At 71.7% G+C, this 15541-nt stretch carries 14 protein-coding genes and 2 riboswitches; of the genes, 8 read left to right on the top strand and 6 right to left on the bottom strand.

Features of this window, described 5'->3' with window-relative positions; translation table 11 throughout:
- Window positions 1-89 precede the first annotated feature (89 nt).
- From ACFCY1_RS08720 to ACFCY1_RS08705, 4 genes are all read right to left on the bottom strand, one after another.
- A complete protein-coding gene (locus tag ACFCY1_RS08720; RefSeq protein ID WP_074000891.1) occupies window positions 90-1751 on the bottom strand; it encodes a ubiquinol-cytochrome c reductase cytochrome b subunit in 1662 nt (553 codons plus the stop codon).
- Window positions 1748-2800 carry a ubiquinol-cytochrome c reductase iron-sulfur subunit gene (locus tag ACFCY1_RS08715; protein WP_049651837.1) on the bottom strand — a complete coding sequence of 351 codons (1053 nt, stop codon included), beginning with the start codon at window positions 2798-2800 and terminating at the stop codon, window positions 1748-1750. Before ACFCY1_RS08715 ends, ACFCY1_RS08720 begins: the two co-directional genes overlap by 4 nt.
- Window positions 2801-2808: 8 nt before the next feature.
- The gene (locus tag ACFCY1_RS08710) at window positions 2809-3618 is read right to left on the bottom strand and encodes a c-type cytochrome (RefSeq protein WP_049651836.1); all 810 of its coding nucleotides are present in this window, start codon (window positions 3616-3618) and stop codon (window positions 2809-2811) included.
- Between the two features lie 187 nt (window positions 3619-3805).
- Window positions 3806-4426: a heme-copper oxidase subunit III gene (locus tag ACFCY1_RS08705; protein WP_049651835.1), complete on the bottom strand. Its 621-nt coding sequence runs from the start codon at window positions 4424-4426 to the stop codon at window positions 3806-3808.
- 396 nt (window positions 4427-4822) lie between these two features.
- Here ACFCY1_RS08705 and ACFCY1_RS08700 point away from each other — a divergent pair, with 396 nt between their 5' ends.
- From ACFCY1_RS08700 to ACFCY1_RS08690, 3 genes are all read left to right on the top strand, one after another.
- Entirely contained in the window at window positions 4823-5248 is a 426-nt protein-coding gene (locus tag ACFCY1_RS08700; RefSeq protein ID WP_049651834.1) for a hypothetical protein, read from the top strand.
- Between the two features lie 115 nt (window positions 5249-5363).
- Window positions 5364-6440, top strand: a complete 1077-nt coding sequence (gene trpD / locus ACFCY1_RS08695; protein ID WP_107086441.1) for an anthranilate phosphoribosyltransferase — start codon at window positions 5364-5366, stop codon at window positions 6438-6440.
- A gap of 108 nt (window positions 6441-6548) precedes the next feature.
- Window positions 6549-6667: riboswitch (SAM riboswitch) on the top strand.
- Window positions 6668-6718: 51 nt separating this feature from the next.
- Window positions 6719-8101, top strand: a complete 1383-nt coding sequence (locus tag ACFCY1_RS08690) for an aminotransferase class V-fold PLP-dependent enzyme (protein ID WP_049651833.1) — start codon at window positions 6719-6721, stop codon at window positions 8099-8101.
- A gap of 3 nt (window positions 8102-8104) precedes the next feature.
- Here the strand turns inward: ACFCY1_RS08690 and ACFCY1_RS08685 are convergent, their stop codons facing one another.
- On the bottom strand, window positions 8105-8386 hold the full coding sequence (locus ACFCY1_RS08685) for an Lrp/AsnC family transcriptional regulator (protein ID WP_049651832.1): 282 nt from the start codon (window positions 8384-8386) through the stop codon (window positions 8105-8107).
- A 41-nt stretch (window positions 8387-8427) separates the two neighbouring features.
- Window positions 8428-9210 carry a rhomboid family intramembrane serine protease gene (locus ACFCY1_RS08680; RefSeq protein WP_049651831.1) on the bottom strand — a complete coding sequence of 261 codons (783 nt, stop codon included), beginning with the start codon at window positions 9208-9210 and terminating at the stop codon, window positions 8428-8430.
- Between the two features lie 201 nt (window positions 9211-9411).
- Here ACFCY1_RS08680 and ACFCY1_RS08675 point away from each other — a divergent pair, with 201 nt between their 5' ends.
- The 5 genes from ACFCY1_RS08675 (at window position 9412) to ACFCY1_RS08655 (ending at window position 15374) form a co-directional block, all read left to right on the top strand.
- Window positions 9412-9675 (top strand): hypothetical protein, encoded by a 264-nt coding sequence (locus ACFCY1_RS08675; protein ID WP_049651830.1) that lies wholly within the window; start codon window positions 9412-9414, stop codon window positions 9673-9675.
- A 138-nt stretch (window positions 9676-9813) separates the two neighbouring features.
- Window positions 9814-11244: an NYN domain-containing protein gene (locus tag ACFCY1_RS08670; RefSeq protein WP_375874017.1), complete on the top strand. Its 1431-nt coding sequence runs from the start codon at window positions 9814-9816 to the stop codon at window positions 11242-11244.
- A gap of 200 nt (window positions 11245-11444) precedes the next feature.
- Window positions 11445-12482, top strand: coding sequence for a C40 family peptidase (locus ACFCY1_RS08665; protein WP_049651829.1), 1038 nt, complete (start codon window positions 11445-11447; stop codon window positions 12480-12482).
- A gap of 338 nt (window positions 12483-12820) precedes the next feature.
- A riboswitch (cyclic di-AMP (ydaO/yuaA leader) is annotated at window positions 12821-12974 on the top strand.
- A 10-nt stretch (window positions 12975-12984) separates the two neighbouring features.
- Entirely contained in the window at window positions 12985-14100 is a 1116-nt protein-coding gene (locus ACFCY1_RS08660) for an NlpC/P60 family protein (protein ID WP_049651828.1), read from the top strand.
- Between the two features lie 227 nt (window positions 14101-14327).
- Window positions 14328-15374, top strand: coding sequence for a C40 family peptidase (locus tag ACFCY1_RS08655; protein ID WP_049651827.1), 1047 nt, complete (start codon window positions 14328-14330; stop codon window positions 15372-15374).
- The last annotated feature ends 167 nt before the right edge of the window (window positions 15375-15541 follow it).

Here is a 15541-nt window from a genome sequence, read left to right as displayed (position 1 = left end):
CGCGGGGCGGCGGGTACGGGAAAGCCCGAGGGCCGCCGACCAGAACTCTGGTCAGCGGCCCTCGGGGTGACGCGGTGGTGCCTACGGGATCAGTGGTGGCCGTGGCCGCTGGTGATCTCGTGGTGCTCCTCGGCGGTCGGCTTGGGGATCTGGCTGCCCTCGCCGTAGAAGCCGCGGGAGAGCTTGGCCCGGGTGCGGGTGACGACGCCGGCCTTGCGGGCCACGCCGTTCTCGTCCGTCTGGGCCGGCAGCTCGACCGGCTGGTTCTGGTCGTGCGCGGTGAGCTTGTACAGGTCCTTCTGCGGCAGCTGGGTGTGCACCTCGACGAACTCGCCGTGCGGCAGGCGCTTGATGACGCCCGACTCGCGGCCGTGCAGCACCTTCTCCTTGTCACGGCGCTGGAGGCCGAGGCACCAGCGCTTGGTGATGATGAAGACGACGACCGGGACGACGAAGAAGCCGACGCGGACGAAGTAGGTGACCGAGTTGATCGACAGGTGCAGGTGGGTGGCGAACAGGTCGTTGCCACCGGCCATCAGCAGGATCAGGTAGAGGCTGATCCAGGCGGCGCCCAGGGCGGTGCGGACCGGGGCGTTTCGCGGGCGGTCCAGGATGTGGTGCTCGCGCTTGTCGCCGGTGATCCAGCCCTCGATGAACGGGTAGGCCGCGATCGAGACCAGGACCAGCGGGAAGATCGCCAGCGGGACCATGACACCCAGGTTGAGGGTGTGGCCGCCCCAGACGCTGATCTCCCAGCCGGGCATGATCCGGATCAGGCCCTCGGAGAAGCCCATGTACCAGTCGGGCTGGGCGTCCGTGGAGACCTGGTCGGGACGGTACGGGCCGTACGCCCAGATCGGGTTGATCGTGGCGATCGCCGAGATGACGGCGATGAGGCCGAACACCAGGAAGAAGAAGCCACCGGCCTTGGCCATGTAGACCGGCATCAGCGGCATGCCGACGACGTTCTTCTCGGTCTTGCCCGGGCCCGCCCACTGGGTGTGCTTGTGGTAGAAGACCAGGATCAGGTGGGCCACCAGCAGGCCGAGCATGATGCCCGGGATCAGCAGCACGTGGATGGTGAAGAACCGCGGCACGATGTCGTGGCCGGGGAACTCGCCCCCGAACAGGAACATCTGGACGTAGGTGCCGATCAGCGGGACGGCGAGGATCGCGCCTTCCATGAAGCGGATACCGGTGCCCGACAGCAGGTCGTCCGGCAGGGAGTAGCCGAAGAAGCCGTCGAACATGCCCAGGATCAGCAGCAGGAAGCCGAAGACCCAGTTGATCTCACGCGGCTTGCGGAACGCGCCGGTGAAGAACACGCGCATCATGTGGACGAGCATCGCGGCCACGAAGACCAGGGCGGCCCAGTGGTGGATCTGCCGGATCAGCAGACCGCCGCGGACCTCGAAGCTGATGTCCACCGTGGAGGCGTAGGCCTCCGACATCGGGATGCCCTTGAGCGGCACGTACGAGCCGTCGTAGACGACCTCGGCCATCGAGGGCTTGAAGAACAGCGTCAGGTAGACACCGGTCAGGATGATGATGACGAAGGTGTAGAGGCAGATCTCGCCCAGCATGAAGGACCAGTGGTCCGGGAAGATCTTCCTCAGGTTGGCCTTGGCGAGGGAGTAGATCCCCAGCCGGCCGTCAGTCCAGTCAGCCGCGGCTTCCCACTTGTTGGCGGGCTTTTCACGCGTGCTGGAGGGCTTGGCGGCACCGGTCGTGGTGCTGCTCGCGCTACTCATCGAGCACGCTCCCAGTAGCTCGGGCCGACGGGCTCCGCGAAGTCGCCGGTGGCGACCAGGTTGCCCTTCTCGTCAGTGATGATCTTCAGCTGCGGCAGCGGGTGGCCGGCCGGGCCGAAGATCACGCGGGCGCCGTCCGCCAGGTCGAAGGTCGACTGGTGGCAGGGGCAGAGCGCGTGGTGGGTCTGCTGCTCGTACAGGCTGATCGGGCAGCCGACGTGGGTGCAGATCTTGGAGTAGGCGAGGATGCCCTCGAAACCCAGCTCCTTGGACTTGTCGTCCTTGATGTCCTCGGGCGCGATGCGGACCAGCATCAGGGCGTCCTTGGCGATCCGCTGCTGGAAGTCCTCGCTGTGCGTGGACAGGCCCTCCGGCATGGCGAACGTGAGCGAGCCGACGATGATGTCCTCGGGCTTCATCGGCTGCATGGTGTTCATGTTGATGAGCTGCAGCGGCTTGGTCTCGGTCGCCTCCTTCCAACCGGTCTCCTTGAGCTTCTTCTCGGGAAGCGGGCCAAGGTCACGGAGCAGGACCACGCCGGAGAGCGGGACCAGCGCCATGGAGCCGATCAGGGTGTTGCGGATCATCTTGCGGCGGCCGAAGCCGGACTCGGCGGCACCGGTCTTGAACTGCTCGATGACGTCGTTGCGGACCTCGTCGGAGGCCTCGATCGGGTGACGCTCGGCGGGCAGCTCGACGTCCGACATCAGCGTGCGGGCCCAGTGGACCGCACCCGCGCCGATCATGAACAGCGCGACGCCCAGGGTCAGGCCGAGCGCGAAGTTCAGCGCGCTGACGTGACCGAGCGGGAAGATGTAGACGATCTTGTCCGGGTCGATGGCCACGTACGAGGCGATGAACCCGACGGTGGCGAGCATCGAGACCACGAACATCAGCGAGACCTGGCGCTCGGCACGCGACGCGGCCTTCTCGTCGATGTCGGTGCGACGGGGCTCGTGGGCCGGCAGGCCCGGGTCGGCGAACGGGCTGCCGTGGTCGGCCACCTCGCCGGCGGAGCCGTGCGGCTCCGGGAGCTTCTCTTCTGACATGTCGTGGCTCATGACTTCTTGGCCTTGGTGGTGTGGGCGGCGACCCAGATCGCGACCGCGATGAGCGTGCCGAGGCCGAAGATCCAGCCGAACAGACCCTCGGTCACCGGACCGAGGCTGCCCAGGGTGAGACCGCCGGGGTTGGGCTCATCGTTGGTGGTGTGGCGGACGAAGGCCACGATCTGCTTCTTCTGCTCCTCGGGCATGGTGGTGTCCGGGAACGACGGCATGTTCTGCGGGCCGGTCTGCATGGCCTCGTAGATGTGCTTGGCGTCCACGCCCTCCAGCGAGGGGGCGTACTTGCCCTTGGTCAGGGCACCACCCTGGCCGGCGAAGTTGTGGCACTGGGCGCAGTTGGTGCGGAACAGCTCGCCACCCTTGGAGACGTCCTCGGGGTTGGTCGAGGTGAACTGCTCCTCCGTCGGGGTCACCGGGCCGGGACCGAGGGAGGCGACGAAGGCGGCGAGCTGGTCGATCTCCGCCTGCGAGTAGATGTTCTTCTTGCGCGGGACCTGGGCGCCGGGCTGCTGGGCCGGCATGCGGCCGGTGCCGACCTGGAAGTCGACAGCGGCGGAGCCGACGCCGACCAGGCTCGGACCGTCACTGCTGCCCTGGCCGTTCAGGCCGTGGCAGGAGGAGCAGCCCACGGCGAAGAGCTTCTTGCCCTCATCGATCGCGAGCGACTGCGCGGCGACGTCGGCCTGCGCCTTGTCGGCGGGCGCGAACGCGGCGTACAGCCCCCCGGTTGCCGCCAGGGCGAGAAGTAGGACGACCAGCGCCGCCAATGGGTGGCGCCGTCGTGCGGAGAGCTTTTTCACGGAATAACCCCGGTGTCAGGATCTGGTCGACTGGTGGGTGCACCCGGCGGCCGGTCTGGCCGGCACGAGGCTGCCTGTCTAGGGCTGCGCGCGCGGTCGGTCGGTGGGAGCGTCGGCACCGGCAGAAGCGGCCCGTCGCCGGTGAGGGCGGGGGCCGCAGCCGGTGGCCAGCGACCTGATCAGCTGGTTACTTGATCAGGTAGATGGTCGCGAACAGGCCGATCCACACGACGTCGACGAAGTGCCAGTAGTACGACACGACGATCGCGGCGGTGGCCTGCTCGTGCGTGAAGCGCTTGGCTGCGTACGTCCGTCCCAGGACCAGCAGGAAGGCGATCAGACCACCCGTCACGTGCAGCCCGTGGAAGCCGGTGGTCAGGTAGAACACCGTGCCGTACGGGTCGGAGGACAGCGACAGGCCGTCCTTCTTGACCAGCTCGGTGTACTCGAAGACCTGGCCGCCGATGAAGACCGCGCCCATGGCGAACGTGAGGATGAACCACGCCCGGAGCTTCTTCACGTCTCCGCGCTCGGCGGCGAACACGCCGAGCTGACAGGTCAGCGAGGAGAGCACCAGGATCGTGGTGTTGACCGAGGAGAAGGGCACGTTGAGGGCGTGGGCCTTCTCGGTCCAGAACTCCGGCCCCTTGACGGAGCGGAGCGTGAAGTACATCGCGAAGAGGGCCGCGAAGAACATCAACTCGGAACTGAGCCAGACGATCGTTCCGACGCTGACCATGTTCGGCCGGTTGACCGATCCGTGCGCGTGCCCGGTTTCTACTGCTGTTGCTGTCGCCACGACGGACATTATGTCGGTCCCTTATTCCGTCTTCACGTCGGGGGGTGTCCCTCGGAGTGTCCGGTGCGTGCGGTATGCCCGCTTGGGGGGCGACGGGGTGCCCGTACGGGGGGTGAGCAGCGGCGTGTCCCTTTTCTGATGGTTCCTCGGAGGAGCCTGGACCCCGTTGCCCGGCGCGCCGGTGCACGGTCGGAGTAGCCGAGGGAGGTAGGGGGGAGGGCGTCCGGGTGAGCCGTACGGGTGGACCGGGCGGGGTCGGGTGACGGGCCGTCCTCCAGGCGGGTGAGTCCGGGGCGCGGCGGCTTGAGGAGGAACGTGCGCGAGGGGGACTCGGCGGAGGGTGATCGGGAGTAGCATCCGGATCAGGCGAACGTGGTCCGGATCACACTTGAGGGAGCAGGGCCCATGGCGTACACGACCGATGAGACGCTCACCGTCCTCGTCTACAGCGACGACCGCAACACCCGCGAGCAGGTGCTGACGGCGCTCGGCCGCCGCCCTGCCGAGGACCTTCCGGAACTGTCCTACCTGGAGTGCGCGACCACCCCCGCGGTGCTCAAGGCACTGGAGAAGGGGGGAGTGGACCTCTGCGTGCTGGACGGCGAGGCCGTCCCGGCCGGCGGGCTGGGCCTCGGGCGCCAGCTCAAGGACGAGATCTACGGCTGCCCGCCGGTCCTGGTGCTGATCGGCCGGCCGCAGGACTCCTGGCTGGCCGCCTGGAGCCGGGCCGACGCCGCGATCTCCCGTCCGGTGGAGCCGGTGGCGCTGGCCGGGGCGGTCGCCACCCTGCTGCGGGACCGGCTGGCGAAGCGGACTCCGGCCGTCCGCTGAAATCCGCGCCAGGAGTAGGAAAGACAGGGGTAGAAGCGGGCGCTCCGCTCGATAGGCTGGCTCCATCCGTACGGACGTCCCCGGAGCGGGGAACCGACAACAGCTGGAGTCAGCCATGGTGAACGTGAACCCTGCGAACGGCGGTAGCGACCCCGCGCAGGTGGTCCGCACCTGGCCGGACCTCCTGGCGGCACTGTTGCAGGGGGAGGACCTCGACCGCTCGTCCACCGCGTGGGCGATGGACCGGATCATGAGCGGCGAGGCGTCCCCCGTCCAGGTGGCCGGGTTCATGATCGCGCTGCGGGCCAAGGGCGAGTCGGTCGAGGAGATCGCCGGCCTGGTCGACGCGATGTACGCGCACGCCGAGCCGCTGGAGATCCCCGGCCCGGCGGTGGACATCGTCGGCACCGGCGGGGACCGGGCGAAGACCGTCAACATCTCCACCATGTCGGCGATCGTCGCGGCGGCCGCCGGCGCCAAGGTGGTCAAGCACGGCAACCGGTCGGCCTCCTCGACCAGCGGCTCCTCGGACGTGCTGGAGAAGCTCGGGGTGGCGCTGGACCTCTCCCCCCGGCGGGTCGCCGAGGTGGCCGAGGAGGTCGGGCTGACCTTCTGCTTCGCGGCGAAGTTCCACCCCTCGATGCGGCACGCCGCCACCGCGCGGCGCGACCTCGGGGTGCCGACCGCCTTCAACATCCTCGGCCCGCTGACCAACCCGGCCAAGGTCACCGCGCACGCCATCGGCTGCTTCGACACCCGGCTGTCCGGGCTGATCGCCGGGGTGCTGGCCCGGCGGGGCGCCACCGCGCTGGTCTTCCGCGGCGACGACGGGCTGGACGAGCTGACCATCACCACCACCTCGCAGGTCTGGCTGGTGCGCGACGGGGTCGTCACCGAGTCCACCTTCGACCCGCGGGACGTGGGCATCGAGCTGGTCGGCATCGAGGCGCTGCGCGGGGCGGACGCCTCGTACAACGCCGAGGTCGCGCGGCGGCTGCTGGCCGGCGAGCACGGGCCGGTGCGGGACGCCGTCCTGCTGAACACGGCGGCGGCGCTGGTCGCGCTGGAGCTGGGCGACGCGCCGCTCACCGAGCAGCTGGCGGCCGGCATGGAGCGGGCCGCGAAGGCGATCGACTCCGGTGCCGCGCAGGACCTGCTGCGGCGCTGGTCGGAGGCCACCAGCCGGGCCTGAGGCGGCAGTTGGGGAGCCCGTGCCGGTACGCCGGCGCGGGCTCCCGTGCTGTCCGGATGCTGGATGCCCGTTTGACCACCCGGTGGACCCGGCCTAGAGTCTTCGCCAGGTCATGAGTGACAGCGCCAAGCCCCAGCTGGCTGTCCGGCAACCCTCCGTCCGTGGCGGGGTGCCCTGGGTGAGGACCGGGTCGTCACGGCAAGCCGTCCGTGCGACAAGCGCGGACGCCCGACGACTAGCACTCCCGGGGTCCCTTGCCCCAGAAGGAGTGCATCCCCATGTCTCTGGCCACCGAAATCCGCACCCCGCTCGCCGTCCTCGGCGCCGACGTCCAGGTCCCGCTCGCCAGCGGTGAGAAGGTCGGCTACGCGGCGCTCGACTACGCGGCGAGCTCGCCGGCGCTCCAGCGGGTGTGGGACGACGTCGCCGCCTACGCGCCGTACTACGGCAGCGTCCACCGCGGGGCCGGGTACCTCTCCCAGCTGTCCACCGACCTGTTCGAGCAGAGCCGCCGCACCGTCGGCGAGTTCCTCGACCTGCGCGAGGGAGACCAGGTGGTCTTCACCCGGGCCACCACCGACTCGCTCAACCTGCTGGCCTCCGCCGTCCCGGCCGGCACCCGGGTGTTCGCCTTCGAGACCGAGCACCACGCCTCGCTGCTGCCCTGGGCGCACGCCGGACTGGACGTCACCTACCTGCGGGCGCCGCGCTCGCGGGCCGAGGCGGTGGCCGCGCTGGACGCCGCGCTCGCCGAGGCGCCCGAGGGCCCCAAGCTGCTCTGCGTCACCGGCGCCTCCAACGTGACCGGCGAGCTGTGGCCGGTCGCCGAGCTGACCGCGACCGCGCACCGGCACGGCGCCCGGGTGGTGCTGGACGCCGCCCAGCTGGCGCCGCACCACCGGGTCTCGGTGCGCGAGCTGGACGTCGACTGGATCGCCTTCTCCGGCCACAAGATCTACGCGCCGTTCGGCGCCGGGGTGCTGGCCGGCCGGGCGGACTGGCTGGACGCGGCCGAGCCGTACCTGGCCGGCGGCGGGGCGACCCGGACGGTGGCCCGGGAGGCCGACGGCTCGGTGGCCGTGCAGTGGCACACCGGCCCGGCCCGGCACGAGGCCGGCTCGCCGAACGTCATCGGCGCCTACGCGATCGCCTCGGCCTGCCGGGCGCTGACCGAGGCCGGCTTCGACGGGCTGGAGGCCCGCGAGCAGCAGCTGATCGCCCGGCTGACGGCCGGGCTGGCCGAGATCCCGCAGGTCAAGGTGCTGAACCTGTTCGGCGAGGGCTCCGCCCGGGTGGGCGTGCTGTCCTTCGTCGTCCGGGACTGGAACAGCTCGCACTTCTCCGCCGCGCTGTCCGCCGAGTACGGCATCGGGGTGCGCGACGGCCTGTTCTGCGCCCACCCGCTGGTGCGCACGCTGCTGGGCGACGAGGACGAGGCACCGTCCGAGTGTGGTGCGCCCGAGCCGTCGCTGCCGGGCGAGCGCAGCCTGAACGCGATCCGGGTGAGCTTCGGCGCCGGGACGCCGGACGAGCACGTCGACCGCTTCCTGACCGCCGTCCGGGAGCTGGTCACGGAGGGCGCGGCGTGGAACTACCGCAACGAGGGCGGGCGCTGCGTCGCCACCGTGCAGGTCGAGCGGGGCCGGCGCGCCGAGGGCTGACCGCTACTCGTCCAGGCCGAGGGCGAAGGCGGCCTCCAGGTCGTGCTGGGAGTAGGTGCGGAAGGCGATCTGGGTCTCGGTGTGGGCCACGCCCGGGACCTTGTTGAGCCGGCCCGGGATGACCTCGGCCAGGTCGTCGTGCCGGCGCACCCGCACCATCGCCACCAGGTTGTAGCCCCCCGTCACCGAGTAGACCTCGCTCACGCCGTCGATGGCGGCGATGGATTCGGCGATCTCCGGGATGCGGTCGACACTGGTCTTGATCAGGACGATGGCGGTGATCACAGTTCGGGCTCCTTTGTGGGGTGCCGCCAGCGTATCGGGCGTCAGCCCGGTCGTCGCGGGGGGTGGCGGACCACGGTGCAGGCGTAGAGGAACCCGGCCGAGAAGCCGATCACGTGGACCAGGTACGCCACCCCGGGGCCGGCCGCGTGCACCGACCACCACTGCAGGACGAACCAGAGGCCGAGCACCAGCCAGGCCGGGAAGCGCAGCGGCAGGAAGAACAGCAGCGGGACGAGGGTGGTCACCCGGGCCCGGGGGTGGAGGCGCAGGTAGGCGCCGAGGGCGGCGGCGATCGCCCCGGAGGCCCCGATGAGCACCCGGGTGGAGTTCGGCGAGTGCGCCTCGGCGAGCGCGAAGCCGTACGTGGTCAGGCTGCCGGCGGCCAGGTAGAAGACGGCGTACCGGGCCCGGCCCAGCCGCCGTTCGACGGTGGGGCCGAAGACCTGGAGGAAGAGCAGGTTCCCGAGCAGGTGCAGCCAGCCGGCGTGCAGGAAGAGCCCGGTGAGGACGGACAGCGCCGGGCGCTTGCCCGGGGTCGGGGCGGCCGGGCAGCCGGGGACCGGGTCGGGGGCCTCGGCGAGCTGTTCGGCGGTCAGCGGCCGTCCGGCCAGCACCTCGGCCGGGACGGCGCCCCAGCGCTGCTCGTACCGCTGCTCCGCGCAGACCCGGGCCTGGCCGGTGCCGTACAGCGGGTTGAGCCCCGCGGCCGGGCCGAGCAGGAAGACCAGGGTGTTGAGGGCGATCAGGGCGTAGCTGACCACGGGGGCGGTCGCCGCCGGGCGGCCGCCCCGGGCGGCGGTGTGGTCGGGGACCGCGAGCGCCATGCGGCCAAGCATCCCTCCGGGCGCCGCAGGTGACACGGCGGTTTACGGCAGGTGGACTAGCCCGGGTGTTCAGGCAACCGGTGGTCGCGACGGTTGCCCCAGGCAATAGGCTTGGGGCGGGCATTCCCGCCTCCCGCCGCCGACGCCGGGGCTCCGGGGGGAGCGCCTGCCCCACCCAGGGACCACCCGAGAGGACCCCCGATGACCGTCCCCGCTCTGACCGCCGAGACGCGCTGGCGCTGCACCCTGTGCGGCAATCTCACCCGCTTCGACGTGACCCGCACCGCGCGGGTGACCGAGTTCCTGCACTTCGACCTGGCCGGCGAGTCCAAGGTCGAGGAGACCGAGGTGCTGAGCGAGACCGTCGAGTCGGTGCGCTGCCGCTGGTGCAACGCCGTGGACCAGGTCGAGCTGGTGGCCCGTCCGGGCGCCGAGGAGACGCAGGCCCCCGCCGACCAGGGCTGATCCCCGCCGCGGCGGCGGGGTGGGTGCGCGGCGCACCCGCCCGCGCCGCACGGGACAATACAGAACAGGACGCACGGAGCGTGCCGACGGGGGGCGGCCGCGGCCGTGCCCCGCTGGACCAGGATCGGAGCCGAGGACGTGGTGGACGCAGCGAAGGAGCCCGGCGCAGCCCAGGGGCTTCAGCCCGCTGCGGCCGAGGCCCCGGCCGAGGCTGCCGGGACGGCGGACGGCGCCTCCGGGTCCGCGGCGGAGCGCGCCGTCGAGAAGCTCGACCGGCCGCTGCCCGAGGGCGTGCGCCGTCGGGTGGTCGGCCTGGCCTCGGACGCGCTCGGCGGGGTGCCGCCGGCCGAGCTCCCGCAGAGCCTGCGTCAGTACGTCAAGTTCACCCCGGCGCGGCGGGCCAAGTACGCGGCCACCGCGCTGGCGGCGGCGCTGGAGGCGGAGCCGGCCTTCCGGGTGCGGATAGCGGAGCGGCTGCGTCTCGGGCAGCCGGACCTGGTGAAGGCGCTGGAGTCGGGCACCGTCCCGAGCGCGGCCGATCCGATGGACGTCGCGGCCGCCGCCTACCTGGTGCGTTCGACGGGCTGGAGCCGGCTGGTGGCCGAGGCCGGCGAGGAGGCCGAGCGGGCCGGTGCCGAGGACGCGGCCGCGGAGGCGGTCCGGCTGGTGGAGAAGCTGCAGGCCGAGCTGGCCGAGGTGCGGGCCTCCGCGCGGGCGGACGCGGACCGGCAGCGGGCCGAGTCCGACGGCGTCCGCAGGGAGGCCGAGTCGCTGCGCAAGAGGGTGCGGTCGCTGGAGAGCGACACCCGCCGGGCGCAGGCCGAGACCCGCCGGGTGGCCGGCGAGCTGGACGCGCTGAAGGCGCAGGCCGCGGCCGAGCGCGGCGCGGCCGAGAGCGAGGCGCGCCGGCTCCGGCACCGGGTCCTGGAGCTGGAGAACGCGGCCGAGCAGGGCCGCCGTTCGGCCCGCGAGGGGCGCAGCGTGGAGGACATGCGGCTGCGGCTGCTGCTGGACACCGTGCTGCAGTCGGCCCAGGGGCTCCAGCGGGAGCTGGCGCTGCCGGTCGCCCAGATCCGCCCGGCGGACCTGGTGGAGGCGGTGGTGCCGGGGGCGGCCTCGCCGCACGACGTGGCCCGGCGCGGGCTGGCCGAGGACGATCCGGCGCTGCTGGACCAGCTGCTGGCGATCCCCCAGGTGCACCTGGTGGTGGACGGCTACAACGTGACCAAGACCGGTTATCCGACGCTGCCGCTGGAGCAGCAGCGGATCCGGCTGCTGGGCGGGCTGGCGATGCTGGCCCAGCGGACCCAGGCGGAGGTCACCTGCGTGTTCGACGGGCAGGACCTGGACGTCCCGGTGATCATGGCGCCACCGCGCGGGGTCCGGGTGCGGTTCAGCCGGACCGGGGAGACGGCCGACGAGCTGATCCGCCGTCTGGTGCGGGCCGAGCCGCAGGGCCGTCCGGTGGTGGTGGTGTCCACCGACCGGGAGGTCGCGGAGGGCGTGCGGAAGGCGGGCGCGCGCCCCGTGGCGTCGGTGCTGCTGCTGAACCGGCTGGCCCGGCCCTGAACCCGGGGAGGTTCGCATGATGCCTGGTCAGGGCCTGTTTCGGAGCATTGTGCGAGTCCGGTGAAGTCAGTGTGGGGACCGGAGTTCACGCCTTCGGGGGAGTGGCAAAACGGATAGATCTTCACTAGGGTCTGGCGTCAAACCTATTTTCCGGAATCTCATCCCATCAGGTGAGCCCGTTGGAAGAAGGAGCCGGTCCCTTGGCCTCCCACCGCCGTCCCAAGCAGCCGAGCCGCGCACGGATCTCCGTGCTCACCGCGGCCGCTGCGACCGCGGTCGCCCTCTCCGCCCAGGTGGCCGCGCACGCCGCGCCGCAGCCGAACAAGACGGACGTCAAGGCGCAGATCGACCAGCTCCAGGAGGAGCAGGAGCAGGCGGCCGAGAAGTACAACGGCGCCAAGGAGCGGGCCGACCAGCTGCGCAAGCAGGCCGACCAGCTGCAGGACCAGGTGGCCCGCGGCCAGGAGCAGATGACCCAGCTCCAGGGCGGCCTCGCCGAGGTGGCGGGCGAGCAGTACCGCAGCGGCGGCATCGACCCGTCCGTCCAGCTGATGCTCTCCTCGGACCCGTCCGGCTACCTGGACAAGGCCTCCACCGTCCAGCAGGCCAGCACCAGTCAGGCCGAGGCGCTCAAGGGGCTGCTGGACCAGCAGCGCCGGCTGGACCAGGAGAAGACCGAGGCGGCCGCCGTCCTCGCCTCGCTGGACACCACCACCAAGGACCTGAACCAGGCCAAGTCGGACGTCAACACCAAGCTGAAGGCCGCCCAGGACCTGCTGAACTCGCTGAGCTCCGCCGACCGCGCCGCGCTGCGGGCCCAGCAGGCGCAGGACGACCGCGCCTCGCGCGGCAGCGACCGGGTCGACCTCGGCAGCCTGCCGCCGGCCAGCGGCTACGCGGCCACGGCGCTGGCCAAGGCGATGAGCAAGCAGGGCTCGCCGTACGTGTGGGGCGCCACCGGGTCGACCACCTTCGACTGCTCGGGCCTGATGGTCTGGGCGTACGGGCAGGCGGGCGTCTCGCTGCCGCGCACCTCGCAGGAGCAGGGCCACTACGGCACCCGGATCCCCTCGCTGGACCAGGCCCAGCCGGGCGACCTGGTGATCTACGGCCCCGACATGCACCACGTCGGGATGTACATCGGCAACGGCATGGTGGTCCACGCGCCGCACACCGGTGACGTGGTGAAGGTGATGAAGGCCGACGCGATGTCGATCAACACCATCCGCCGGGTCTGACGGCCCGACACGCCCGAGGGGCTTCCGCGGGGGCCTGTGAAAAGCGCCACCCCCGTCCGGGGTGGCGTTTCGGGTTTCCGGCCCTTCGACGACCACATGGTGAGAACCGATCAGCCTTGTGTGCGTCAATGGTCACCATCGGTCATTTTCACAAAGGAACTTGGGTAATCTTCTGTCTTTTTTCTGACAAGGATTTGAACCGATCACGGTTCAGTTACTAGGGTCATGCTCCGAACCACCGCACTGTCGATCGCCCAGCCAGGGTGGCGGCGGTGGTTACCGTCGAGTTCGCAAGGCAGCGGGACAGGTCGAAGCGACTGTCCGACAGGGGAGCCCAGTGGTAGGGGGCGCTGCGGAGCGGAGCCGGGGAACCACGTTCCTCCGGGGTGAATCGGCGCCAGGTCGGCCGGTGGAACGGCCGTGAGGCGTCGTAGGGCATGCTTCCGGCCCGAACCCGTCAGCTCACCCGGTAGGCGGCCGTAGGAAGAAGGAGTCCGCCTTCGTGGCGTCCCATCGTCGTCCCAAGCCCGCCGGCCGCGCCCGGGTCTCGATCCTGACCGGCGTCGCCGCCGCAGCCGTCGTCCTCTCCGCGCAGGGTGCCCACGCGGACCCGCAGCCGACCAAGGAACAGGTCAAGGGGCAGGTCGACCAGCTCAACGAGCAGGCCGAGGTCGCGACCGAGAACTACAACGCCGCCCAGGCCAAGCAGCAGGACCTGGAGAAGCAGGTCTCCGGCCTGCAGGACCAGGTGGCCCGTCAGCAGGCCCAGGTCACCGAGCTCCAGGGCGGCCTCGCCGAGATCGCCGGCGAGCAGTACCGCAACGGGGGGATATCCCCCACCGTCCAGCTGATGTTCTCCTCCAGCCCGGACAGCTTCCTCAGCCAGGCCGACGCGCTGAACCAGGCCGGCAGCACCCAGAAGGGTCAGCTGAAGGAGCTCCAGGAGCAGCAGCGCAAGCTCGACCAGGACCGCAACGAGGCCCAGGGCAAGCTCGCCGAGCTGGAGTCGACCACCCAGCAGCTGAAGGCCTCCAAGGACGAGGTCCAGGGCAAGCTGAAGGCGGCCCAGGACCTGCTCAACACGCTGACCGAGCAGGACCGCCAGGCGCTGCGCCAGGCCGAGGAGAAGGCCGCCGCCGAGGCGAAGGCCAAGGCCGACGCCGCCCAGGCCCAGCAGCAGCAGGCCGACCGCGCCTCCCGCGACAACAGCCGCGGCAGCCTCTCGGCCCCCACGACCACCGCTCCGGTGAACGTGGCCCCCGGCAGCTCGCGCGGTGCCGCCGCGCTGTCCGCCGCCGCCTCCAAGATCGGCAGCCCGTACGTCTGGGGCGCCACCGGCCCGGGCTCCTTCGACTGCTCCGGTCTGATGGTCTGGGCGTACAACCAGGCCGGCGTGTCGCTGCCGCGCACCTCGCAGGCGCAGGCCTCGGCCGGCACCCGGCTCGGGACGGACCTCTCCAAGGCCCAGCCCGGCGACCTGCTGATCTTCTACACCGACGCCCACCACGTCGGCATCTACGCCGGCAACGGCCAGGTGCTGCACGCGCCCAAGCCGGGCGCGTCGGTGCGCTACGAGGCGGTCACCAACATGCCGCTGACCGGCATCGTGCGGGTCTGATCCCCGCTCGGACGTCTCCAGGCCCGGTCTCCCCCAGGGGAGGCCGGGCCTGCGGCTTTTCCGGCGGCTCGATCTGATGTCCGATTGGGGAGTGAATATTCGGGTTGGGAGGGGTTTGGACTCGCTTGCCCGGACTCGCTAACGTCTGCCACCGGACTCCCGCTCGACGGCCGCCCGTCCCGGTGCGGCGGCGGGGGCCGCGCCGCAGGATTGGAGCCGCTGCCGCCATGCCCGTGCACCGCCGTTCCCAACTGCTCACCCGGGCGCTGGTGCTGACCGCGGCCGCCGCCACCGCGTTGGGCGCGGCCACCGGAGGCAGCGCCCAGGCGGCCCCCGCCAGCCCCGACCCGGGCGACCGTCAGGACGTCAAGACGCAGGTCGAGCAGCTGTACGACGAGGCCGAGCAGGCGTCCGAGAGGTTCAACGCCGCGCAGGAGGCCCAGCGGCGGCTCCAGGGCGAGACCACGATCCTCCAGGGCGAGATCGCCCTCGCCCAGGACCAGCTCAACGGGCTGCGCGGCGACCTGGCGATGGTGGCCGGGGCCGAGTACCGCGGCGGCGGGATGACCCAGACCGCCCAGCTCATCCTCTCGCCCGACCCGGAGGGCTACCTGGCCCGCGCCCGCACCCAGGGCCAGGCCGCCGTGCGCCAGCAGGAGACCCTGCACGAGCTGATCACCCGCCAGCGCCGGCTCGACCAGCGCCGCACCGAGGCGGCCGACAAGCTCGCCGAGCTGGACCGGACCCGGCGTTCGCTCGCCGACAGCAAGCAGCAGGTCCAGCAGCGGCTGGCCGGGGCGCAGAAGCTGCTGAACGGCCTGGGCGCCGTCGAGCGGGCCCGGCTGGCGGTCCAGGACGCCCGGGACGCCGAGCAGCGCGCCACCCGGGGCACCGACCGGCTGGACCTCGGCACCGCCCCGCCCGCCTCCGAGCGCGGGGCGGCCGCGCTGGCCGCCGCGGTGCGGATGATCGGCTCCCCGTACGTCTACGGGGCCACCGGCCCGCACGCGTTCGACTGCTCCGGTCTGATGTACTACAGCTGGCGGCAGGCCGGAGTGACCCTGCCGCGCACCTCGCAGGCCCAGGCGTACGCCGGGCAGCGGATCAGCCTGTCCGAAGCGCGACCGGGAGACCTGGTGATCTTCTACCGGGACATGCACCACGTCGGCATGTACGCCGGCGGCGGCGTGATCGTGCACGCCCCCCGCCCGGGCGCCAGGGTCCGCTACGAGAGCGTCACCGCCATGCCGGTCTCCGGGGTGGTCCGGCTCTGAGCGCCCCGTCGTCCGGCCCCGCCGGACCCGCCGCCATACGTCGCCCCCGCCGCGTGCTGTCCCGGCGGGGCGCGCTGCTGCTCGCGGCCGGCGGGCTGGCCCAGCTGGCGCGGCCGCGGGCCGCCCCGCCGGCGCCCCCGGCGCGGCCGGCGCGGACCGCCCCCGCC

Origin of the sequence: Kitasatospora sp. NPDC056273 (genome assembly GCF_042268845.1) — a bacterium.
In the GTDB taxonomy this organism is placed as follows: Bacteria; Actinomycetota; Actinomycetes; order Streptomycetales; family Streptomycetaceae; genus Kitasatospora.
The sequence above is the reverse complement of the archived record's forward strand: the minus strand, read 5'-3'. Positions and strand labels throughout refer to the sequence as shown.